17 protein-coding genes and 2 tRNA genes are annotated in these 22905 nt (G+C 63.8%); 1 reads left to right on the forward strand and 18 read right to left on the reverse strand.

The window, feature by feature from the left end; genetic code table 11:
- Window positions 1-61: 61 nt before the first annotated feature.
- The 9 genes from ispG to rpsB form a co-directional block, all read right to left on the reverse strand.
- Window positions 62-1204 carry a flavodoxin-dependent (E)-4-hydroxy-3-methylbut-2-enyl-diphosphate synthase gene (gene ispG / locus ADJ95_RS03975; protein ID WP_049332807.1) on the reverse strand — a complete coding sequence of 381 codons (1143 nt, stop codon included), beginning with the start codon at window positions 1202-1204 and terminating at the stop codon, window positions 62-64.
- Window positions 1205-1378: 174 nt separating this feature from the next.
- Window positions 1379-2734 carry a M50 family metallopeptidase gene (locus tag ADJ95_RS03980; RefSeq protein ID WP_049332809.1) on the reverse strand — a complete coding sequence of 452 codons (1356 nt, stop codon included), beginning with the start codon at window positions 2732-2734 and terminating at the stop codon, window positions 1379-1381.
- A gap of 362 nt (window positions 2735-3096) precedes the next feature.
- Window positions 3097-4422, reverse strand: a complete 1326-nt coding sequence (gene dxr / locus ADJ95_RS03985) for a 1-deoxy-D-xylulose-5-phosphate reductoisomerase (protein ID WP_049332811.1) — start codon at window positions 4420-4422, stop codon at window positions 3097-3099.
- 168 nt (window positions 4423-4590) lie between these two features.
- Window positions 4591-5178 (reverse strand): cell division protein DivIVA, encoded by a 588-nt coding sequence (locus ADJ95_RS03990; protein WP_049332813.1) that lies wholly within the window; start codon window positions 5176-5178, stop codon window positions 4591-4593.
- 227 nt (window positions 5179-5405) lie between these two features.
- Complete coding sequence (locus ADJ95_RS03995) at window positions 5406-6251, reverse strand: phosphatidate cytidylyltransferase (RefSeq protein WP_049332815.1); 846 nt, start codon at window positions 6249-6251, stop codon at window positions 5406-5408.
- A 79-nt stretch (window positions 6252-6330) separates the two neighbouring features.
- Window positions 6331-6888 (reverse strand): ribosome recycling factor, encoded by a 558-nt coding sequence (gene frr, locus ADJ95_RS04000; RefSeq protein WP_049332817.1) that lies wholly within the window; start codon window positions 6886-6888, stop codon window positions 6331-6333.
- Between the two features lie 265 nt (window positions 6889-7153).
- The gene (gene pyrH, locus ADJ95_RS04005) at window positions 7154-7897 is read right to left on the reverse strand and encodes a UMP kinase (protein WP_049332819.1); all 744 of its coding nucleotides are present in this window, start codon (window positions 7895-7897) and stop codon (window positions 7154-7156) included.
- Between the two features lie 187 nt (window positions 7898-8084).
- Window positions 8085-8915 (reverse strand): translation elongation factor Ts, encoded by an 831-nt coding sequence (tsf, locus tag ADJ95_RS04010; RefSeq protein WP_049332821.1) that lies wholly within the window; start codon window positions 8913-8915, stop codon window positions 8085-8087.
- A gap of 150 nt (window positions 8916-9065) precedes the next feature.
- Window positions 9066-9863 carry a 30S ribosomal protein S2 gene (gene rpsB, locus ADJ95_RS04015; RefSeq protein WP_049332822.1) on the reverse strand — a complete coding sequence of 266 codons (798 nt, stop codon included), beginning with the start codon at window positions 9861-9863 and terminating at the stop codon, window positions 9066-9068.
- A gap of 434 nt (window positions 9864-10297) precedes the next feature.
- On the opposite strand from rpsB, the gene ADJ95_RS04020 reads away from it, so the two are divergent.
- Window positions 10298-10990, forward strand: coding sequence for a M23 family metallopeptidase (locus ADJ95_RS04020; RefSeq protein WP_239662773.1), 693 nt, complete (start codon window positions 10298-10300; stop codon window positions 10988-10990).
- 181 nt (window positions 10991-11171) lie between these two features.
- On the opposite strand, the gene ADJ95_RS04025 is transcribed toward ADJ95_RS04020, so the two are convergent.
- The 9 genes from ADJ95_RS04025 to ADJ95_RS04065 form a co-directional block, all read right to left on the reverse strand.
- Entirely contained in the window at window positions 11172-13445 is a 2274-nt protein-coding gene (locus ADJ95_RS04025; protein ID WP_049332826.1) for a hypothetical protein, read from the reverse strand.
- A 10-nt stretch (window positions 13446-13455) separates the two neighbouring features.
- Window positions 13456-14388, reverse strand: coding sequence for a hypothetical protein (locus tag ADJ95_RS04030; RefSeq protein WP_049332829.1), 933 nt, complete (start codon window positions 14386-14388; stop codon window positions 13456-13458).
- A 264-nt stretch (window positions 14389-14652) separates the two neighbouring features.
- Window positions 14653-14726: transfer RNA gene (locus tag ADJ95_RS04035), tRNA-Ile, on the reverse strand.
- Between the two features lie 179 nt (window positions 14727-14905).
- Window positions 14906-16111, reverse strand: coding sequence for a glycosyltransferase (locus tag ADJ95_RS04040; RefSeq protein ID WP_049332831.1), 1206 nt, complete (start codon window positions 16109-16111; stop codon window positions 14906-14908).
- A gap of 328 nt (window positions 16112-16439) precedes the next feature.
- Window positions 16440-17312 carry a phage holin family protein gene (locus ADJ95_RS04045; protein WP_049332834.1) on the reverse strand — a complete coding sequence of 291 codons (873 nt, stop codon included), beginning with the start codon at window positions 17310-17312 and terminating at the stop codon, window positions 16440-16442.
- 532 nt (window positions 17313-17844) lie between these two features.
- Window positions 17845-17917: transfer RNA gene (locus tag ADJ95_RS04050), tRNA-Asn, on the reverse strand.
- Window positions 17918-18155: 238 nt separating this feature from the next.
- Window positions 18156-20267 carry a DNA primase gene (dnaG, locus tag ADJ95_RS04055; protein WP_049332836.1) on the reverse strand — a complete coding sequence of 704 codons (2112 nt, stop codon included), beginning with the start codon at window positions 20265-20267 and terminating at the stop codon, window positions 18156-18158.
- Window positions 20268-20360: 93 nt separating this feature from the next.
- On the reverse strand, window positions 20361-21527 hold the full coding sequence (dusB, locus tag ADJ95_RS04060; protein ID WP_049332838.1) for a tRNA dihydrouridine synthase DusB: 1167 nt from the start codon (window positions 21525-21527) through the stop codon (window positions 20361-20363).
- Window positions 21528-21782: 255 nt separating this feature from the next.
- The gene (locus tag ADJ95_RS04065) at window positions 21783-22760 is read right to left on the reverse strand and encodes a GNAT family N-acetyltransferase (protein WP_049332840.1); all 978 of its coding nucleotides are present in this window, start codon (window positions 22758-22760) and stop codon (window positions 21783-21785) included.
- Window positions 22761-22905: the final 145 nt, after the last annotated feature.

Raw genomic sequence — 22905 nt, forward strand, 5'->3', positions numbered from 1 at the left:
GGCGCCCTCGCGTGGAGGACGCCTTCGCGTGCATGAATTTTATGGGTTGGGGGCTAACCGATTAGCTCACCGAAACCGCGGGGGAACCCTCGGGAACGTACTCGCCCGAAGCTTCCATCTCGGCGGCGATGCGGGTTGCCTCCTCAATCAGAGTCTCAACGATCTGATCCTCGGGCACGGTCTTGATGACCTCGCCCTTCACGAAAATCTGGCCCTTACCGTTACCGGAGGCCACGCCCAGGTCAGCCTCGCGAGCCTCACCCGGACCGTTCACCACGCAGCCCATCACGGCCACGCGCAGCGGAACCTTCATGTGCTCCAGGCCCTTGGTCACGTTCTCGGCCAGCTCCCACACGTTCACCTGCGCACGACCGCAGGAGGGGCAGGACACGATGTCCAGCTTGCGGGGGCGAAGGTTCAGCGACTCCAGAATCTTCGAGCCCACCTTCACCTCCTCCACCGGAGGGGCGGAGAGGGACACGCGAATCGTGTCGCCGATGCCCTCGGACAGCAGAATACCGAACGCAACCGAGCTCTTAATGGTGCCCTGGAACGCCGGACCGGCCTCGGTCACGCCCAGGTGCAGCGGCCAGTCGCCGCGCTCAGCCAGCTGGCGGTACGCCTCCACCATCACGACGGGGTCGTTGTGCTTCACGGAAATCTTGAAGTCGTGGAAGCCGTGCTCCTCGAAGAGCGAAGCCTCCCACACGGCGGACTCCACCAGAGCCTCCGGGGTGGCCTTGCCGTACTTCTCCAGCAGGCGCTTATCCAGCGAACCGGCGTTCACGCCGATGCGCAGAGAAGTGCCGTGGTCCGAAGCCATCTGAGCGATTTCCTTGACCTGGTCGTCAAACTTACGGATGTTGCCCGGGTTCACGCGCACGGCACCGCAGCCAGCCTGAATAGCGGCGTACACGTACTTCGGCTGGAAGTGGATGTCGGCAATCACCGGGATGCGGGACTGCTTGGCGATGATGGGCAGAGCCTCGGCGTCCTTATCGGTCGGGCAGGCCACACGCACGATATCGCAGCCGGCAGCGGTCAGCTCCGCAATCTGCTGCAGGGTCGCGCCAATGTCGTGGGTCTTCGTGGTCGTCATCGACTGCACGGAAATCGGAGATTCAGAGCCAACACCCACGGAGCCCACCTTGAACTGGCGGGTTTTACGGCGCGGCGACAGAACCGCGGGAGCGGGCTTCGGCATACCAAGGCTGACCGACAAGGTTTTCCTCCATACATGAGTTGTGAAAGACGGTTATGCGTCTTTCTTTCAGCTTTTTATTGTGCCACTGACGCGAAAGAAACCACTAATACGGGTACCCTTACCGCGCGTAACATCACATCTTTTAGGCAGTGCGAAGAGAGCGAAACTTCCCCTTTAGAAAAGGGTGATCGGTTTGACGACGTCGGCGATAATCAGCACCACCGACATCAGGATGAACGCGCCCGCCACCACGTAGGTCAGCGGCAGAAGCTTCACCGGGTCGAACGGGCCCGGGTCCTTACGCCCGGTCAGGCGTGCGAAGAAGCGACGCACGCCCTCCCAGAGGGCGCCCAGCACGTGGCCGCCGTCCAGCGGCAGTAGCGGAATCAGGTTGAACGCGAAAAGCATCAGGTTCATATTCGCCACCAGCGAGACCAGCATCGCGGCCTTCGACTTCAGGTCGATGCGGTCGGTGGCCGTCACCTCACCGGCAATGCGGCTCACACCCACCACCGACACGGGCGACTCGGCGCTACGCTCACCACCGGTCACCAGGGTCACCGCCAGATCCCACACGCGCTGCGGCAGCGAAAGCATCGAGGTGCCCACCTTGGCGAGGGTATCCCCCACAATTCCGGGGACCTCGGTAATGGAACCGGGCACCAGCTCGCTCGACGGGGAAACGCCCACGAAACCGCCGCGGGTCGTCGCAATCGAGCCGTCCTCGGCACGCGCGTACTGGCCCTTACCGTCAGAGACCGGGCGAATCATCTCAACCGGGGTCACCGACAGGTCCAGGCGCTGACCATTACGCTCCACCGTCAGGGTGCTCGGGTGAGAACCCGCCGCACGAATCGCCGAAGACACCGCCTCCCACGAACCCGTCGACGTGCCGTTCACGGCAACCACGCGGTCACCCACCTGCACGCCGGCAGCCTTAGCGGGCGAGGGGGTGGACTTATCCGTGCACTCGCCGTAGCTGATCGAATCATGGGTCACGCTCACGCTCGGCACGCACTCAGACACTGCCGAAACCTTATTCGTCACCTGCGCCGTACCGAAACCGCACACCAAAATAGCCGTGCAGACCACACCAATCAGCAGGTTCATGGTCGGGCCGCCCAGCATAATCACCATGCGCTTGAGCACGGGCAGCTTATAGAACAGGCGGTTCTCGTCGCCGGGCTGCATGCGCTCGGCGTCCGCCGCACGCGCCTCCTCAGCCAGGGACGCGAAGGGGCTCGTACTCCCCGAATGACCCTCCGTATGGTGCTCCTTCACCTCGGTGGGGCTCGGCGGGTACATGCCAATCATCGAAATGTAACCGCCCAACGGGATCGCCTTGAAACCGTACTCGGTCTCGCCGCGACGGAAAGAGAACACGGTCTTACCGAAGCCAATCATGTACTGCGGAACGCGCACATTGAACAGCTTCGCGGGCACCAGATGCCCCACCTCGTGCAGGGCAATCGAGACGGCAATAGCGATTGCCATGAGGATAATGCCCACAGCGTACAGCAGGATTTCCACGCTTTTTCTCGTTTCGGTTCGGGGATACGAAGCTTCTAGGATACTCGCTCAGCCTGTGAAGGCGCCCTCCCCCGTTTTCTGGAGGGGCTGGATGGGGACGGTAAGAGGGGCGGTGTTCGTCCTCGTTCCTACAGGGGCACCCTGATGTCACGTTCGGACGACACCGCCCCTCCGCGCACCCAAGCACTGCCAGAGCGAGCCGGTGCACCTTCCGGAAGCGACATCAGGGTACCCTCTCGGGTGCTCTCCGCAGCGAAGCAAGGAAGAGCGGAGCACCCGAGAGGGTGGGTTCCCCTGTAGGAGCGTAGGAAGGTCCGCACCGGCCGCATCCCATAGAAATGCGAATACCGCCTCAGAACCGGCTAGTTGCCGGTCATGCCCAGCAGCTCATTCGCGCGAACGCGAGCCCAACGCTCCGCGTTCAGCACAGCTTCCAGCGTCAAATCAGCGTCAGAAACAGCCTCGGCGCTGCCGGTGTGCTCCTCCAGCACGCGTGCGACCGAATCGACAATGTCGGTAAAGCGAATCGCGCCCGCGTGGAATGCTGCCACGGCTTCCTCATTGGCGGCGTTGAACACTGCCGGGTGGGTGCCGCCGATCTTACCGGCGTCCTTGATCATGCGCACGGCGGGGAATGCTTCCTCGTCCAGCGGTTCAAAAGTCCAGGATGCAGCCTTCGACCAGTCACACGCGGGCACGGCGCCGGGGATGCGGTGCGGCCAGGTCAGACCCAGCGCGATGGGCAGAACCATGCTCGGCGGGGACGCCTGCGCAATGGTCGAGCCGTCCACGAACTGCACCATGGAATGTACGATGGACTGCGGGTGAACCGCCACGTCAATACGGTCCAGGTCCACGCCGAACAGGTGGTGTGCCTCGAGCACCTCGAGCGCCTTGTTGACCATGGTTGCCGAGTTGGTGGTGACGACCAGGCCCATGTCCCAGGTGGGGTGTGCGAGCGCCTGCGCGGGGGTCACGTCGTGCAGCTGCTCGCGCTTGTAGCCGCGGAACGGGCCGCCCGATGCGGTGAGGATGAGGCGGTCGATTTCTGCGTCGGTTCCGGAGGCGAGCGCCTGCGCGATGGCGGAGTGCTCCGAGTCGACGGGCACCATGGGAATGTCCAGGGCAGAGGCGTCCACGGCGGCGCGTACGAGCGGGCCGCCTGCGATGAGGGATTCCTTGTTGGCGAGTGCCACGCGGTAGCCACTGTTGAGGGCGGTGAGGGTCGGTTCCAGGCCGATGGAGCCGGTGATGCCGTTCAGGACGGTGTCTGCCGGGTGCGCTGCCGCCTGTACGGATGCTTCGGCGCCGTGAGCGATTTGCGGGGTGTAGCCGGTGGCGCCGGCTTCGGAGGCTGCCGCCTCGATGAGTTCGCGCAGGCGCTGTGCGTCTTCGGCGGTGCCGCTGGTGGCGACCAGCTCGGCGCGCACGTGCACGGCCTGGCGGGCGAGCAGCTCGAGGGAGCGGGAACCCGCCGAGAGGGCGACGACCTTCAGCGGTGCGTCGGCTGCGGAGGCGCTGGTGCCCTTGAGCGCGGCGAGGTGGTCGATGACCTCCATGGCTTGGGTGCCGATGGAGCCGGTCGAGCCGAGGAGGGTGACGCGCTGCGGTGCGCGGGTGAGTTCTGTGAGGGCGTCGGTGAGGCGGTCGCGGCTGCCGCCGACGCGTTCTGAGGATCCAAACTTCATGGTTCTAGTGTCTCACGAGCTCGCGGCTTCGCTGCGGCACGCTGGCTCGCCTCCGCATAGACCCTTCCGCGTAGAAGACCTCAGCATAGAAGAGCTCAGTGCAGAAGACCTCAGCATAGAAGAATCCCCCACCATGTCGTCCGGGGCGGGGGATTCAACACATACGTTTTAGAGCAGGTCCTGCAGTAGCTCGATGCAGCGGTCCAAGAAGGCGTCCACCTGCGTCTCGTCGTAGCTGACGGTGCCCGATGCCGGGCGGAACATCGCGTGGCGCACAACCGAAGGGTCGAGCGGCTCTTCGCTGTTGAGCTGGGCGTAGACGTGGTCGCAGACGGCGTCCACATCGCCAACGAAGTAGCCCATGTAGCGGCGCTTGCTGGGGCGGCGGAAACGCTCACCGGCGGGACGCTCCAGGCGGCCGGCGAGCAGCTCACCGGTCTCCACGAGGGAGCGTTCCCAGTTGTCCAGGCCGTACGCCTCGATGTAGCGGCTGCGCTCGAGCTTGGCGAAGCGCTCCTCAATCTTTTCGAGGGCGCGATCAACCACGTCGAGCTTGTAGCCGCCGGGCTCCTCGCGGAAGATGACCTGACGAATCCGTCGGGAGGTGTAGAGATCTTCGGGGAGCTCGGCTGCTCCGCTGAGCTTTTCGTAGTCCTCGGCGAGGCGGGTGAAGAGGCGGTCTACTTCGCTGCGCTTGTAGCCGGGTTCGGTTTCTCCGGCGCGGGCAAATCCGCCTCCGCGGGTGGTGCTGGCCAAGGTGACTCCTCTCAACGATTGAGCTTTAAGAATACCAACGTCGAGGCCGCATCGTGCAAGAACCTGCGGGCCATGTCTCAGATGCACACCGTGCATCCGCCGCCGCGCGCGCCAACGCCTACCCAGACCGCCCGGATGCGCAGGACCCGGTACGAGCCTCCCGGCACGCAAAGCGGGGTGCCCCTCCCCCGCTGTGGGAGAGAAACACCCCGCTAAACGTCACGCCCTTAGAGGGGCATCACGAAGGCGAAGATGAGGCAGCCGGCGGCGGCCGCGAACAGAACCGAGTCGAGGCGGTCCATCATGCCGCCGTGGCCGGGTAGGATATTCGACATGTCCTTCACACCCATGCGGCGCTTGAAGACGGATTCCACCAGGTCGCCGGCGGTGGAGGCAATCACCATCACCGCGGCGAAGGGAATACCCCAGAACCAGGGCGAACCCATCACGGCAAAAGCGATGGAAGCAACCAGGGCCGAGCCGACGAAGGAACCGGTCAGGCCCTCCCAGCTCTTCTTCGGCGAAATTCGCGGCGCCATGGGGTGCTTGCCCCAGTTCACGCCGGCGATGTAGCCGAAGGTGTCGTTGCTGACGGCCATGAGCAGGATCATGAGGATTCCCTGCACGCCGTGCTCGCTCCGGAAGTACACCATCGCGGTACCCAGCATGAGGGGAATCCACAGCACGGCCAGCAGGCCGCCGGCCCAGGACCTCAGCGGCGACACCCTGCGGTCGGCCCGAGGAGCATACGAAGCCAGCAGAAGCAGCAGCAGGGTCACGCCCACCGCAAGCCACAGCCCGCCGAATCCCGCGGCGTAACCGCAGGCCACCGACACCGTTGAGAGGATCCCCAGCGGGACGGCGGGGATGCCGTAGCCGCGGCGGGTGTTGAGGACCGTAGTCACTTCCCAGACGCCTATCCCGGCGGCCACGGCGGCAAAGGCCACCAGGACCGGCTGGATGAAAAGGCCCAGCACCAGGACGAGGCCGAAGCTCACACCCACGCCAATGGCGGCGGGTAGGTTGCGGCCTGCCTTGGAGGCGGGCTTAGCGTTCTCAGACGTAGTGTTCATTCTCTGTCCCCGGTTGGCGGGGCAGAGCGGCGTGCGCTGCTGTCCCTTCCTTCGCTTCGTTGCGTGTCGTGATGAGGATTTAGACCTCGAGGAGCTCGGCTTCCTTGTGCTTGTACAGAGCGTCGATCTGCTCGACGTGCTTCTTGGTCAGAGCGTCCAGATCCTTCTCGGCGCGTGCGCCCTCGTCCTCACCAATCTCGCTGTCCTTGACGAGCTTGTCGATGGAGGTCTTGGCGTGGCGGCGCACGTTACGGATCGAGATGCGTGCCTCCTCAGCCTTCTGGTTGACGAGCTTGGTGTACTCCTTGCGGCGCTCGGCGGTCATTTCGGGCATGACCACGCGGATTGCGGCGCCGTCGTTGCTGGGGTTAACGCCCAGGTCGGAGTCGCGCAGTGCCTTCTCGATAGCGGCCAGGGCGGTCACGTCGAAGGGAACAATCTTGACGGTGCGTGCGTCTTCAACGTTGAAGGACACCAGCTGCTGCAGAGGGGTGGGAGCGCCATAGTACTCGGCGGTCAGGCCGCTGAAGATGGCGGGGTTCACGCGGCCGGTGCGGACCTTTGCGAACTCGGTCTTGGTTGCTTCGATGGTCTTTTCCATCTTCTCGCCGGCTTCGGCAAGGATTTCTTCGATCACGGAAGGATCTCCTTAGTCGTAATTCTGGTGTGCAGAATTGTCGGTGGGGCGCGTTCCTCACCCTCCCGTTTCTCTGCCGCACGCACTCCGGGGCGTCAGACCCCAAATATGCGGAGAAGGCATGAACACGTACGAAAGATGGTGAACGCCGTGGTTTCTATCAGTTTAGACGGTACCGGCGGGCAGGGCGAGTTAGGCTCTACCCGCTCGGTACCGTGACGTTATTGCGCGCCCGAAAGCGCGGTTTGGCGGGCCGGATGCGCCCCTAGCGGGTGACGAGGGTACCCATCTTCTCGCCCAGGATTGCGCGGGTCACGTTGCCCTCGCCCTGCATGCCGAACACGCGCATCGTCACGTTGTTGTCGCGGCACAGGGAGAACGCGGTCTGGTCCAGCACGCGGATGTTGCGCTGCATTGCCTCGTCGTAGGTGAGGTTGTACAGACGCTCAGCGTTGGGGTCCTTGTTGGGGTCAGCGGTGTAGATGCCGTCCACACCGTTCTTGGCGACCAGCACCTCGTCGGCGTGGATTTCCAGGGCGCGCTGGGCGGCCACGGTGTCGGTGGAGAAGTAGGGCAGACCCGCGCCGGCACCGAAGATCACGACGCGGTCCTTCTGCATGTGGCGGATGGCGCGGCGGGGAATGTAGGTCTCTGCAACCTGCGGCATGGTGATGGCGGACTGAACGCGGGTGTCAATGCCCTCCTGCTCCAGGAAGTCCTGCAGGGCCAGGGAGTTCATGACGGTGCCGAGCATGCCCATGTAGTCCGCGCGGGAGCGGTCCATGCCGGCCTGCGAGAGCTCGGCGCCACGGAAGAAGTTGCCGCCACCGATCACGATGGAGGTCTCAACCTCGCCGACGGTTGCGGCAATCTGCTTGGCGATGCTGCGAACCACCTCGGTAGAGATGCCAACTTCACCGCCGCCAAAAACCTCACCGGAGAGCTTGAGCAGCACGCGGCGGCGGCCGGTATCATCACGGTGCATCGGGCGGGGATTCGCTTCAGTCATGGTTCCTCCAGTGGCTTTTATTCGAAGAGTTATGTGGGCGGGTTTAGGCCGCCCGGTCCCTATCAAGGATACAGCAAAGCCGGGTAGCCACCACTGGTGACTACCCGGCTCAACGCTATAATCCAAACCTCAGTTTTCGCCCCTTATCGAAGCGAATCGGTTTAGATGCAGAACGTGACGTCGTTCCTTATGCACCCACGCGGAAACGTGCGAATGCGGTTGCGGTTGCGCCAGCCTCGGACAGGACCTGTGCGACAGACTTCTTGGAGTCCTTTGCGAAGTCCTGGTCCAGCAGGGTGTTCTCCTTGAAGAAGCCCTTCAGGCGACCCTCAACGATCTTGTCCAGAATCTTCTCGGGCTTGCCCTCGGCGATTGCGGTCTCGCGAGCAACGCGCTTCTCGGTCTCAACCTGATCGGCGGGGATGGACTCGGAGTCCAGGTACTTGGGGCTCATTGCAGCAATGTGGACTGCAACGTCGTGTGCGATCTCGTCGGTGTTCTCACCGGAGACAGCCAGCAGAACGCCAACCTGTGCGGGCAGGTCCTTGGAGGTCTTGTGCAGGTACACTGCAACGTTCTCGCCCTCAACGCGTGCAATGCGGCGGACAACGATCTTCTCGCCCAGCAGTGCGCCAGCGTCGGTGGTCAGCTCCTCAACGGTCTTGCCCTCGTAGGTTGCAGCCTTCAGCTCTTCCAGGGTGGAAGCGTCTGCGGCAATAGCGGCCTCGAGCACGTTCTGGCCGAAAGCGATGAAGGGGTCGGACTTTGCCACGAAGTCGGTCTCGGAGTTGACCTCAACCATGTAGCCAACGCCGTTCTCGACGCGTGCAGCCACCAGGCCCTCAGCGGTTGCGCGGCCCTCGCGCTTGGTGATGCCCTTCAGACCCTTAACGCGGATGATCTCGGCAGCCTTCTGCTGGTCGCCGTTTGCCTCGTCCAGAGCCTTCTTGACGTCGAGCATACCTGCGCCGGTCTTCTCGCGCAGTGCCTTGATGTCTGCTGCGGTGTAGTTCGCCATTGTGAACTCCTTGTGTTGCTGTAATAATCGGGAAATTTCCCGGTGGTACTATGGCGGACGGCGCCGCGCCCAGGTCAGGGCGGGCGCCGTCCGAACGTGGTCCCCGCGGGCGGGGGCCACAAAGCATAAAGCTTAGTGGGCTAAGAAAGCTTACTTAGCTGCCTCTTCAGCCTTTGCAGCCTCGTGCTGCTCCAGGAGCTCGCGCTCCCAAGCTGCCATGGGCTCCTCAGCTGCTTCGGTCTTGCCGTTCTTCTTAGCGTTGCGCTCGATCAGGCCGGCTGCAACAGCGTCAGCAATCACGCGGGTCAGCAGGTTGACGGAGCGGATAGCGTCGTCGTTACCGGGGATCGGGAAAGCAACTTCGTCGGGGTCGCAGTTGGTGTCGAGGATAGCAACAACGGGGATGCCCAGCTTCTGAGCCTCGTTAACTGCCAGGTGCTCCTTCTTGGTGTCAACGACCCACAGGAGGGAGGGAACCTTGGTCAGGTTGCGGATACCGCCGAGGGTCTTCTCGAGCTTCTCGAACTCGCGACGCATCAGGAGCAGTTCCTTCTTGGTGTAGCGAGAGCCTGCCACATCGTCGAAGTCAATCTGCTCGAGTTCCTTCATACGCTCGATGCTCTTGGAGATGGTGCTGAAGTTGGTCAGCATACCACCGAGCCAGCGGTGGTTCACGTAGGGCATGTTCACGCGGGTTGCCTGCTCAGCGATAACTTCCTGAGCCTGCTTCTTGGTGCCGACGAACAGGATGTTGCCACCGTGTGCGACGGTCGACTTAACAGCCTCGTATGCCTTGTCGATGAAGGCGAGGGACTGCTGCAGGTCGATGATGTAGATGCCGTTGCGCTCGGTCAGGATGAAGCGCTTCATCTTGGGGTTCCAACGGCGGGTCTGGTGACCGAAGTGAACGCCGGAATCCAGCATTTCACGCATAGTTACGACGGGCATGTCGTCTCCTTTGTGGTGCCGCGCGGACCTCCCATTCGGGCTAGCCCAACGCGCGCATAGTAGTTATCAGTTTCTCCTGGCGGCGATTAGCGTTCACGGTTGCCCGTTCAGCTCAGGCCCTAACCACCCGGATGGGTGGACCGAAGGTCCCTTATCGGCCCCCTTTTCTAGGGGTGCCGCTCACGCCGCGCGTCGTCAGTGATGCCCCACGGGCTCCCCTCGAGGGAGAGAATATCCGCGCAGGCGCACTGCAATACGAAATTGTACCGTATTTTTTGCGATTAATCCGCAAGAAGAGGCTTAACGCCCTTCCCGGCCGTTCCGCTGTGTTGAGCGGCACTGTGGATCAAGGATTTTCTACCGAAACCGACGGGTTTATCCACATTTCTCGACGCGGTGTGGCGGCTCCATCGGATACATGATGAGCTCGATCTATGAAGACCGCATTGAAGACCCTAGAGCGAGCGCTACGATGCCTTGCTCTCCTGGCCTGCTGCCTGCCGGGTGCGGGCAGCCAGAGCTATATGAACGAAACGGGTGCTGAGGTAGCCGAGGCTGTTGCCGCCTCGGTAACGGAGGCGCCGGGCCTCCACGCTGCGGGCAGTGCAGGTCCACACGCCGTTGAGCTCGTCGCCGGCCGCACACGCTACCGCTCCCCCACCGCGGACTCCGCTCCGCGGGTTATCCACCCCTTCGAGAAACCCGCCCAGCGCTGGAGCGCCGGGCACCGCGGGGTGGATCTGGCCGTGCCCGACCGCGACCGGCACGTCTACGCGCCGGCACCGGGAAGAGTGGTGTTCAGCGGTACGGTCGTCAACCGAAAAGTGCTGGTCATTGCCCATCCGGACGGTCGGCGCAGCACCTTCGAGCCCATGGACGAGGCGCTCCCGGTCGGCACCGAGGTAACGGCCGGGGATGCCGTCGGCACCGTTGCCGCCCCGGAGAGTGCTGGCGAGAACGGCGAGCGCCCCTACCGGCGATGCTCCGCCCCGTGCCTGTACTGGGGCGTGCGTCAGGGAGGCGCCCGCGGGGACGGCAGCGGACGCGAGGCCGAATACGTGAACCCCATGAGCCTGCTGGGTTCGCAAGATCCCAGTATTTTGCTTCCGGTACCGGGCGGGTACTAGCCTCGGGCCGCGGTGATGCTCTCTCTATCCCTCCTCTCTCTCACCCCCCGGGAGTGGATGACTCCCGCAGGCAGCTGGATACAGCGATGGCCCGTCGCCTCCCTTTGGGAGACAACGGGCCACAAACCTCGCACTGAACTACGCTCCCGGTGGGAAGCTACGTCCGGAGGTTGGTCGCTACCTACTGGAGCACGTCGCCGTCAGTATCGCCGAACTGGGTCGGCTGGGCCGGCTGAGCAGGCTGCTGCTGACCGTACTGCGGCTGAGCAGGCTGCTGCGGAGCATCCTGAGCGGGAGCCTGAGCGGGCATGGCAACCGTCGGGTCAGCCTCGCCCTGCGCGGGCTGGGCCGCACCGGGCTGGGCCGCACCGGACTGGGCCGCACCGGACTGGGCTACGGTCTGGGGGCTGAAGACCTGCGTGGGCGAGTCGTCCCCTGCAGCGTAAGCGGCACCCTGCTGCGGCTGGTAGCCACCCTGTGCCGGGTAGGCCGCCTGCTGCTGGTATGCATCCTGAGCCGGAGCACCCTGAGCAGGAGCGGCGTAACCCTGAGCGGCGCCATAGGCTGCGCCAGCAGCACCGGCCGCGGCGGGAGCGGTCGCAGCGTAAGCGGCGGCGGTTGCCTCACGACGCTCACGGCCCTTCGCGCGGGCGGCCGCAATCTTCTTGCGGAAGAGGAACAGCAGAATCAGGCCGGCCAGAACCAGAGCCAGGATAATGCCGTTCACGATCAGGTCGGTCATGCTCAGGCCAGAAGCCGGAATCTGCAGGTCGCGAGTCGCGAACACGCCGCGATCGCTCTTCATGCTCAGCTCGCCGCCGTTGACGGTGAACTCAATGCCCGCCTCCACGTATCGGGGGTTCGCGGTGCGCACCTTCTGCTGATCCAGCGAGGAGAAGGCCGGGGCCTTGAAGGTGAACTCGAAGGGTACCTGGTAGTAGCTACTACCCATCTTCGAAGCCGGGTTGACCTCGGGGCGCACCGTGTAGTCGGAGCCGAAGGGGTGGTAACCGCCCTCGCGAGTCACGGTAATCTTCGAGCCGTTCAGGTAGGAGCCCAGACGCTGGTTGAACTCATCCTGGTCCTTGCCACGAATCTTCACGCTCACGATGGTGGAGTCGCCGTCCTGACGAACCTCGGTCTCGTCATCGCCGCCACCGGCCAGGGAGTCCTTGAGCTTCTGCTCAGCACCGGCGATGTCGCTCGTGGGGAAGGAGTAGAGGATGCGTGCCTCCATCGAGCCGTCCAGACCCAGGGAGGTCGCCATCTTCACGTTCTTCATCGTCACGGTCTTCGAAGAGACGAGGGTGAAGGTGGGCATCGTCTTGTTCGAGGTGCTGGACGAAGAACTGGAGGAGCTCGAGGAAGCACTGCTGTAGCTGTCACCATCGCTGTTCTTCAGCGAGAGGGCGACGCCGTAGCCCTCCGGGGAGCACAGCAGGGAGCAGTCCAGGGTGCCGGAGACGGTCTTCTCAACCTTGAAGACGTGGGATTCCTCGGTCACGTCGCGAGTGAAGGTCAGGTCGGTGGTGCTTGCGCCGAGCACCTTCTTGATCTTATCGCTCAGGTCCTGCGAGGAGGAGGCGTGGAAGGTCATGGTGCGACCAATCTCTTCCTTGGCGGCGTTCGTCGAAGCGGAGGGAGCGTAGCTCTTTGCCTCGGAAGCGTCCAGGCCCTTCTTCAGCTCAGCGCCGTCGGGCTTGACCTGGTTCAGGAATGCGTCGACCGCAGAGGAAGTCTCGGAGCTCATAATTTCCTTAGCGATGAAGGAAATCACGACATCGTAGCCGCCATCCTTCTCGGACGCCTGAATCAGAACGCCCTTGAAGCCGCGGTCCTGCACGTCCTTAGCGGAAATAGTGGAACCGCCGGAGTTCTTCACTTCCTTATCGCCGAACTTCACGGTGGTGTCGCCGTCGCTGCTGAACACGCTGCTCTTACGCGAGGACTCAATCACACCGTCGACCACGAGGGCCTCCGGAACCCAGCCCAGCAGCTCCTTCGAGGTGAAGTTCTCCTTCACCTGGATGCCCTGCACCAGGCCCTGGCTGGAGTTGATGATGCTAATCTGCGGTTCGGTATCGGTGCCGGAAGCCTTCAGGATGCTGGCTACCTTGGAGCGGTACTCGTCAATCGACGAGAAGGGCAGGGTGAAGGTCGCGCGGGCCTTGTCGCCCTCGGACTGGATACCGCCGTACTCAAGGCCGCTAGGCAGGTGCTTGCGGAGGGAGGCGTCCAGAGCCTGGGTGCCGCCCTTGATCTTGTCCTGGTTGTCCTTGAGGTCGAAGGAAACCTGCATGGTGCGAACACCCTTATCGGCGCTTTCGAGGCCAAGCTGGGTCTCAATCTTCGCACCGCAGGCGCTCAGAATTAGGGCCGCAATGGTCAGCAGAACGGCCAGGAGCATCCAGCGCTGGCGGGAGCCGCGCTGAACGGAATAAGTCAGAGTCTGCATACGGGTTTCCTTAGTTGAGCATGCGGAAGGTAATGAAGTACACAACCATCACGGCGAGCACCCACGCGGTGCTCAGCAGCGCGTGCATGATGACCGGAGACTTAGCGAAGCGGCCCAGACGGTTCAGACCCAGGTAGATGAGTGCCTCACCCGAGAACACTGCGAAGGACATCACCAGGCCCAGCAGCACAAAGATGAACCCGAAGCCCTCGTTGCTGCTGACGCCGCGCATGAAGAGAGCCACCAGGCTCAGAAGAATGTACGTGGGGATTAGGGGCAGGCACGAAACCGCCACTACCTGCATCGAGGACGAGAAGTTCGCCGGAGCCTTACCGATGCGAGCGGTCAGCAGAATCTGCACGCCGCGCAGAATCAGCACCACGGCAGAAACCACGAGGAACACCAGGAAGGCAAGGAAGACCTGACCGAAGGTAATCTTGTAAGCCACCAGGGCGTAGGCATCACGCACTGCGAACTTCACGAAGCCTAGCGACAGCTGGGTGAGGAAGAACGCCGAGATAATGGCCTGCAGAAGGCTGGGGATAGCCCAACCCCACAGGCCGGAGGCGGCCAGACGGGACTGTGCGGGGCCGGGCTTGCCGGCGAAGACCTCCAGGAACGCATCCCAGCTTGCACGCAGAGCCGTCACGAAGGGGTTCGGCGCGGCGGGTGCGTAGACCGCCTGCGCGGGCTGACCGGGCTGAGCACCAGGGTAGGCCTGGCCCTGGACCGGCGGAATCGGCTGGCCGGCGGGCTGCTGAGGCTGCGCGCCCTGGGCGGGGGCACCCTGCTGAGCCGGCTGGGTGGGCTGCGCCGGCTGAGCTACCTGCGCGGGCTGGCCCGTCAGCGAAGCATCCTGCGTGGGTCGGGCTCCAGCATCGTAGCCGTAGCCCGCTGCGGCAGAATCGCCCTGCTGCGGGTTGTGGGGAGTGTTCTCTGACATTGAGATCCTCTCGTATGGTGTGTCTGTCAATGATGCGAGCCTACCGGTATCTTCCGTACCCAAGGTGCAATCACGGTCTCTCTTTACATGAGACTCTTCCACAGTACCCTATCAACCGCAGGTGCGCTCTCCGCGCGGTCATTTATCTAAACCTAGGGCGGGACTAGGGAGGTCACCTCAACGCCTACCGATACGAGCATCCTATATCTCAGACGCAGAAAGCCCCGCCCGTCGACAAGTGGGTGAAGTCGACGGACGGGGCCGTAGGGAGTGCGGGGCTCGAACCCGCGACCAAGGGATTATGAGTCCCCTGCTCTAACCGGCTGAGCTAACTCCCCATCCGGTGCAGGCATCGCCTATTATCTCGCGAGCGCACCATCATCTAGGGTACCCGAAGGCACTCCCAGAGTGAAAAACATTGCGATCCGGTCCTCGGCGCTCCGCTCCCCCGCTCGCCGACCACGACGAAGCGGGCTGGGAACGGGCCGCTCCGGGAGCTCTGAACCGTTCGGGACCGTTAGGGGCGGGAAGCCAGGTAACGCTCGTAGGGCGCGTCGCTCACGTAGAGCTCCTCGAAGGTACGCCAGGTGTTCTCCGCGCTGTGGAAGCCCACGATGCGGTGGGATTCGCGGCCCATCTGCTCGCGCTCCTCAGCGGGCAGGGAGATGATTGCCTCCAGCTTCTCCGCCAGGTCCTTCGCGTTATTCGGCTCGAAGAGGTAGCCGTTGACGCCCTGCTCGACCAGGTGGGGCAGGGCCAGGGCGTTAGCGAGAACCACCGGGGTGGAGGCGCTCATTGCTTCCAGCGAGACCAGGGACTGCAGCTCTGCGGTGCCGGGCTGGCAGAAGATGTCGGCCATCTGGTAGACCTCGGGCAGCTGATCGTCGGGCACGAAACCGCGGAAAATCACGCGGTCGGCCACGCCGCAGTCATGCGCCTTCTGCTCGAGGGCCTCGCGCAGCTCGCCGTCGCCGGAGATATCCAGTACCACGTGGTCGTACGAGTCGGGCAGCATCGAGAAGGCCTCGATGAGAACGTCCACGTTCTTCTCCTCGGCCAGGCGGCCCACGAAGGCGATGCGCAGCTCGCCGGGGACCTTGCCGATATCCGTGCCCTCGGCCAGCTCGTAGTCGCTAATTTCGATACCGTTCGAGACGGGCATGACGGGGTGGGTAAAGTGGCCCAGGTCGCGCATTGCATCGGCACCAATCTGGGTGGGAGTCGTGACCACGGCGGTACGAGCGAAGCAGAAGCGCATGTCCTTCCAGGTGCAGCGGTCAATCAGACGCTTGACGGGTGCGGGGAAGGGCAGGAACGGGTCCAGGTTGGCGGGCATGAAGTGGTTGGTTGCGATAACGCGGATACCGCGGCGCTTCGCCTGGAAGATGAGGGCTCGGCCGATGATGTAGTGGCACTGCACGTGCACGACGTCGGGGCGCACCTCGTCAAGAATCTTGCCGACCTCGGACCAGATTTCCCAGGGCACGCAGATGCGGTTGGTCTCGTGGGTCGGGGGCAGGTGCGAGCGCAGACGGTGCTCAACGATGCCGCCCTCGACCTCGGTGCGGTAGCTGGGGCCGGGGATGGGGCTGGCGGCTACCACGTGCACGGAGTGGCCTCGCTTGAGCATGGCGTTTGCGAGGCGGTGCCCGAATTGTGCCGCGCCGTTAATATCCGGCGGGTAGGTCTCTGCGCCAATCAGAATCGTCTTTGCCTGGTCCATGACGGGGCTCCTCATCGGGTGTAGTGTGTCGGTGACTGGGTTGGGTGGCGGCTATCGCCGGAACCGTTCCTGTGTGCCGTATCTGCCTGTGGTCGCCGCGCGCGGAGGGGGCATCCTGTGGTGCACGACATTTGTCCATTCTACCGGGGACTCGCCGCGTTATCCGACCTGCGAGGCGGGTTGGCCCCTGGGAATTGCCCCAAAAAGGTAGCTACCGCCCCCCGCGGAGGCAGGTTGCGGGTTTCTCGGGTACGACAACGCCCCGACGGGCGGGGCCTGTCGGGGCGTTTGTTACTCGACCGGTGGTCGCGCGTGGGCGGTAATTCGCTTAGCGGCGGACCAGGCGGTTGAGGAAGTGCAGGACGGTCGCAATGGATGCGCCCAGCGCTGCGAAGGACTTCCAGCGAGCCTGCAGAACCTCGGGCTTGCGCACGTTCTCTGCCAGGCCACGGCCGGTTGCTGCTGCACCTGCGGCGACCTCGGAGGGCACTGCCTTGAGAGCGTCCAGAGCCTGCTGGGTGTTGGCCTGAACGTCGCCGGTGTAGGACTGCAGGTCGTCGCGCAGGGCGGCCAGGTGCTGACGGCGCTCTGCGGTGCGCTGCTTGAGCTCTTCGAAGGTCGGCGGCTTGGGCTCTTCCTCGCCGCGTGCCTTGCGTTCTTCGGCTTCCTTGCGGGCGCGTTCTGCGGCCTCTTCGGCTTCCTTAGCCTTCTGAGCGGCACGCTCTGCCTGTTCCTTCTTCAGGCGCTCAGCGGACATGGCGGTGCCTTCCTTGAGCACGCCGAGGTCGAAAAGCAGACCGAAGATTGCGGATTCAGGCTTGAAGGGCAGCTGTGCCTTGACCTTCTTGAGGCCGACCAGCGCGCAGATGGCCACGACGATCAGGAAGATGAGGGCAAAAATCAGTGCCGATGCCCAGTACGGCATGACGGTGCCGAGACCGAGGATTGCGGCAGCAACCAGGGCGATGATGAGGAAGAGACCGAAGACGGCGGCAACGCCGAAGAAAGCCGCGCCCTTACCAACGGCAATGCCCTTGGTCTTCAGCTCGTGCTTTGCAATCTGGATCTCGTCCTTGACCTGGCTGGGGCCGAGGGACTTGAAGGTTTTGCCAGCGTCGATGATGTTCGCGACGCCGGACTTAATCCCGCTGATGCCAGCAAAGAACCCCTTGGGTGCCTTGGGATTAGTAGTAGTGGTCATGACCACCTCTCCGTGACTCGTGTTTGGAGGCTTCTGATTCGCACTCCACCTCCTATATTTTAGCCCCTCGCCCCAAGTGTTCGTGACCGTTTGAACGGAGGTTACGGCCATCTCTTGGGGTATTTTCGACTTTTTGAGGGGTGAGGTTCAGCCGCGAGCTGAGAAACAGACTGCCCGCGACCTGCGCTAAGAGGGCCGGAGGCGGGTGCTCACCGGCGGCGGGAACCTGTCGGAGTTCGGCGACAGCGGCGGGCGAAAAATGGTTCGTTGCCCCCGACTGGACTCGAACCAGCGAGGCGAAGATTTTCCGAGCGCGCGAGGAACCAAAAATCTTTGCCTCGCCGAGGGCGTAAGCCCGAGGGGTTACTGGTTCTTGGCTTAGAGAGAATGTTCCGACTGGACTCGAACCAGACGGAACCCGAAGGGAGCGCCCCAGCGCTCACGTAGGGTGGAGTGGTTACTGGTTCGAGCCAGAGGAACAGATAAAGCAAGAACCCCCGAGACGAAGTCTCGGGGGTTCTTGCTTTATACGCTCCCCCGACTGGACTCGAACCAGTAACCCTTCGATTAACAGTCGAATGCTCTGCCAATTGAGCTACGGGGGAATATTTTGTTTTCGTTGCGCGGTTTCCCTTGCAACGAGTAATAACTATACCGGGGGTCTCGAGGCTCCGCAAGCCGAAATATGATGAAGTGCATCACATTTCGTGGTGGTGCGGGATCGTCCGCAGGGCGCCCTGCGGGCCTCCGAGCTACGCCTCTGCCCCGTCGTCCCCTTACCCCTCGTGCCGCATCGGGGGGGGTGAAGATGACACGCGGTCATAGGCGCGTTGGACTGTGTTTTTAGGCGCGTTGGGCTGTGAGCTGACGGCGGCGCATCTCGAGCTCAAGGAGCTGCCGCTGTACGGCCTCGTACTCCTCATCGTCCGGGTTGGCGCTCAGCTGCTCCAGGCGCATCATCAGGTCGGACTTCTGGCGGGCAATCTGCTGCTCGAACAGGGCGTTGAGCGCGCCGGTCACGAAGCCGGGCAGACGCTCAGCGCTGCTGACCGGTAGCGGTGAGACGGCCAGCTCCGCGATGGCGGGGTGAACTCCCTCCACCGCGCCGGAGCGAACACAGTTGATCCATTCAATACCGGGCGTGGGCGCCATGACGGTTGCGGCGTGAATAATGCCGGCGGCCACCTCTCGGTGGGTGCGGTAGCGGAACTGCACGGTGGCGAGGTTACGCCACTGCTCCACGCTGATGAGCTCGGGGTGCTGCAGGGCGATCTCCAGGGCGGCCTTTTCGAGGCGCGCGACTGGATCGTTGGGGTCGGGGGTGAGGAACTCCTCCGCGGCGGGGGCGCCCTGAGCGGCACCCGGTTCCGCGCCGTTCTGCCCGCCCTGAGCCTGCCCACCCGGAGCCTGCGCGTAGGGGGTGCCGTAGTTCGCGGCGAGAGCGGGCGGATGCGCGGCGGCGTTGTAGCCCGCGTAGGCGCTCTGAGCCGGGTACTCCTCTGGCGGGGGCGCGTCGTAGCCGGGGTCGTAGGGCGCATCCGCGGGGTACGGTCCGGCGGGGCCGCGCTCGGGCAGACGCTCGTAGCGGGGCGCCGCGGGGGTCTCTTCCCGGTAGCTGCGCTGGGTTTTGGGGTGGTTCTGCGCGTACGCCACGGCGCGCTGAATCTCGTCCAGCTCCAGGCCGAGCTGACCCGACACCTTGCGCATATAGGCGGGGCGCAGGTCGCGGTCCTTGATACCGGCAATAATCGGGGCGATGGCGCGCATCGCCAGCACACGGCCCTCCAGGGTTGCCAAATCGTACTTGGCGAGGGTCGTGTCAATGGCGAACTCGAAGAGCGGGCGACGCGAGGCAATCAGCGAGCGCACGGCGGCGTCCCCCTTGTGCAGGCGCAGGTCGCAGGGGTCCATACCGTCCTCGGCCACCGCCACGAAGGTCTGCGCGACGAAGCGCTGGTCCTCCTGGAACGCGGCCATGGCGGCCTTCTGGCCGGCGGCGTCACCGTCAAAGGTGAAGATGATCTCTCCGCCGGAACCGTCGTCGGTAATCATGCGGCGCACCATCTTGATGTGGCCGGGACCGAAGGCGGTACCGCAGGTGGCCACGGCGGTGGTGACGCCCGCCAGGTGCGCGGCCATCACGTCCGTGTAACCCTCCACGATGACGACCTGCTTCTTCTTGGTCATCTCGCGTTTGGCCAGGTCAATGCCGTAGAGCACCTGGGACTTCTTGTACAGCTGCGTCTCGGGGGTATTGAGGTACTTGGGGCCCTGGTCGTCGTCGAAGAGGCGGCGGGCGCCGAAGCCGATGGTCTCCCCCGCGATGGTGCGAATCGGCCAGATGATGCGGCCGCGGAAGCGGTCGTACAGGCCGCGGTTGCCCTCGGAGAACATGCCGGTCGCCTTCAGCTCCTCGTCGGTGAAGCCCTGGGAGCGAAGGTGCTTGAGCAGGTGGTCCCAGCCGCGCGGGGCGTAGCCCACGCCGAAGTGGCGGGTGGCGGCGGGGTCGAAGCCGCGGGCACCCAGGAAGCGTTGCGCCTCCTGCGCGTCCCGCGAGTAGAGGTTGCGTTCGAAGAACTCGGCGGCAATCTTGTGCGCGTCGAGCAGGCGGCGACGCATGCCCGCCTCGTAGCGTTCGCCGGGGTTACCGCCCTCGTAGTGCAGGGTGTAGCCAATGCGGGCGGCCAGACGTTCCACGGTCTCCACGAAGCCGGTGTGTTCCATGGCCATGACGAAGGAGTACACGTCACCGGACTCACCACAACCGAAGCAGTGGTACGAACCCACCTGCGGGCGCACGTTGAAGGAGGGCGTGCGCTCGTCGTGGAACGGGCACAGGCCCTTGTACGTGCCGATACCCGCGCTTTTGAGGCTCACGTAGCCTTCAATGATTTCGCGAATATCGGTGCGGGCACGTACTTCGTCGATGTCTTCTTTGCGGATTAATCCAGCCATGAACTCAATTCTACGGTGGTGATGCGTGAGCCCCGGGGGACAACCCCGGGGCGGGTTGGCCGAGGATTTCAGCCGCGATGGTTCGGACGGGGTTTAGCCGCCCGAGATGTCGAGCTCGGCCTCCACCAGGCCCAGGCGTTCGGCGTCGCCCAGGATGCGCGAATCCAGCCAGCCATCGGGCAGGTGCGGCTGCTTAGGGCTGCCGGCGCGACCTCGAGAGCCCTCCACGGCGGCGCCGGGGTAGCCGATGGTGTGGTCGAGCTGGGCCAGCAGCTCGCGGAAGGTCGCCAGGTCGGGCACCTGCGCCATCTTGGCGCGTAGCTCGCCGCCGACCGGGTAGCCCTTGAAGTACCAGGCCACGTGCTTGCGGATCTCGCGCAGGCCGCGGGTCTCGTCGCTGAAGGTCTCGACCAGCAGCTCGGCGTGGCGGTAAATCATGTCGGCCACTTCCGAGAGGGTGGGGCGCACGCGCTCTGGGGAGCCCTCGAAGGCGTTCTGCAGGTCGCCGAACAACCAGGGGCGGCCCTGGCAGCCGCGACCAATCACCACGCCGTCCACGCCGGTCTGCTCAACCATGCGCACCGCATCCTCGGCAGAGAAAATATCGCCATTACCCAGAATCGGCACGTCCGGAATCAGTTCGCGCAGCTGGGCGATGGAATCCCAGTCAGCCTTACCCGAATAATGCTGAGCCGCAGTACGGCCGTGCAGGGCAATCGCCGCCACGCCGGCATCGCGCGCAATCTTGGCGGATTCGAGGAACGTGATGTGGTCGTCGTCGATGCCCTTGCGCATCTTAATGGTCAGCGGAATATCGTTGCGGGAGGCTTCTTTGACCGCCGTCTGCACAATCGCGGTGAACAGGTCGGTCTTCCAGGGTAGGGCTGCGCCGCCGCCTCGGCGGGTCACCTTGGGCGCCGGGCAGCCGAAGTTCAGGTCGATATGGTCGGCACGGTCCTCTTCTACAACCATGCGCACAGCCTTGCCGACATTGACCGCGTCAACGCCGTAAATCTGAATGGAACGAATCTTCTCGTCCGGGTCGTGCTCGATGATGCGCAGGGACTCGGGCTTGCGTTCCACGAGGGCGCGCGCGGTCACCATTTCGGTCACGTACAGGCCGCCACCGTATTCGCTGCAGAGGCGGCGGAAAGCCTTATTGGTCACGCCGGCCATGGGGGCGAGGACCACGGGGGTGTCAACGGTCAGTTTGCCCAGCTTCAGGGGCGGAAGAGTCAGACGGGGTGCTTCAGAATTCACCCCTATATTGTGGCATACGGGGGCAAATCGGGAACCGGACTCAGCTGACGGGGTACAGAGCTATCGGGGTACGGCGGCAGAGTACAGCAACACAGTACGGCGGCACGGCACAGACTTAACAATGGTGGTGAGGCGCAGGCACGCGAAAGGGGCGGGAGAGTATTCCACTCCCCCGCCCCTCCTGAGCAAGAACCAGCCGGCAGGCTCGGTGCCGAGAATATACTCGGGAATATACTCGGGAACCTACCCGAGAACCTACTCGGTCACGTAAATATAGGTCGGGTCGCCCTCCACCGAGGCGGTACCGGCGCGCAGCAGCACGTCGGTCACCTGAACCAGCGCCTCCATGGAGTCGTCGACCTCCACCGTCACCGGGTACTTAGCGCTCAGCAGGGACAACACCTGCATGATGGCCTCCACGGCGCCCTCGTTCTCAAAGTCGTAGCCCAGCAGCAACTCCGTGGCGGTGTTCTCATTCACCAGCGCCGCCTCCGGGTCGGTCTCGAAGGGATGGTAGCTCACGGCGAAGGCAACAATCGGGCCCTTCTTACCCTCAGCGGCAGCCTCACGAATATGATCGCGAAGCACCACGGCACCAAAAGCACGCACCTCATCCGAGAGGAAGTAGCGGTTCACCGTGCCCATACCCACCTCAGCAGGAACATCCCACTGATGCGAACGGCGGTAGAACTCCCAGAGGGCGGCGGTTAGCTCCACCGAGCCGGTCGCCAGGTCCTCAATGGCCTGGGTTTCGTTGCCGTCGGCGTCCTCGCGCAGAGACACCGGAGGAATCGCACCCGGCTCCACGCGCACCATACGGGAACGCTGAATTAGCTTCATGCCGGTCGCCTGCGCGAACTCCTCACCGTCACTAAACGGCGACAGCTTCACGCGCAGAGCGGTGGTCTGGCCGTGCGCCGCGGCCACCTCTCGCAGGGCGTCCATCAGGGCGGTGCCGATGCCCTGGCGACGGTGGTCTGCCGCCACCTCAATGTAGGACCACAGGCGAGTCGGATGCAGGGTCGAGGCCACCACCGAACCGGCGGCAATCGGCACGCCGGATGCGGTCACCACCAGGGTGCGGCTGAACGGGCCGTCCGTATCCGGGCCAAAGAGGCCACGCTGGCGCTCCTCAACCTCATTGCGGGCAGAGTTCCAAATCTCAAGCAGGGCAAGGTCATCGCCCTCCTGCCAGGGGCGAATCTCAAATTTTTCGCTGAGGCGTTCAGCCATGTCTGTATGCTCTCCTTCACCTATACCCGTACGTGCCTGAGCCGCCGACGGGTTCCAAGCCGCGGCCCGCCCCGTCCGGCGTGACGACCCGCACTATCGCGTCTAACCAGGGTAGCCTAAATACACTGCGGCGGGTAGCCTCTTT

It is taken from the genome of Rothia mucilaginosa (assembly GCF_001061665.1).
Classification (GTDB): Bacteria; Actinomycetota; Actinomycetes; order Actinomycetales; family Micrococcaceae; genus Rothia; species Rothia mucilaginosa_A.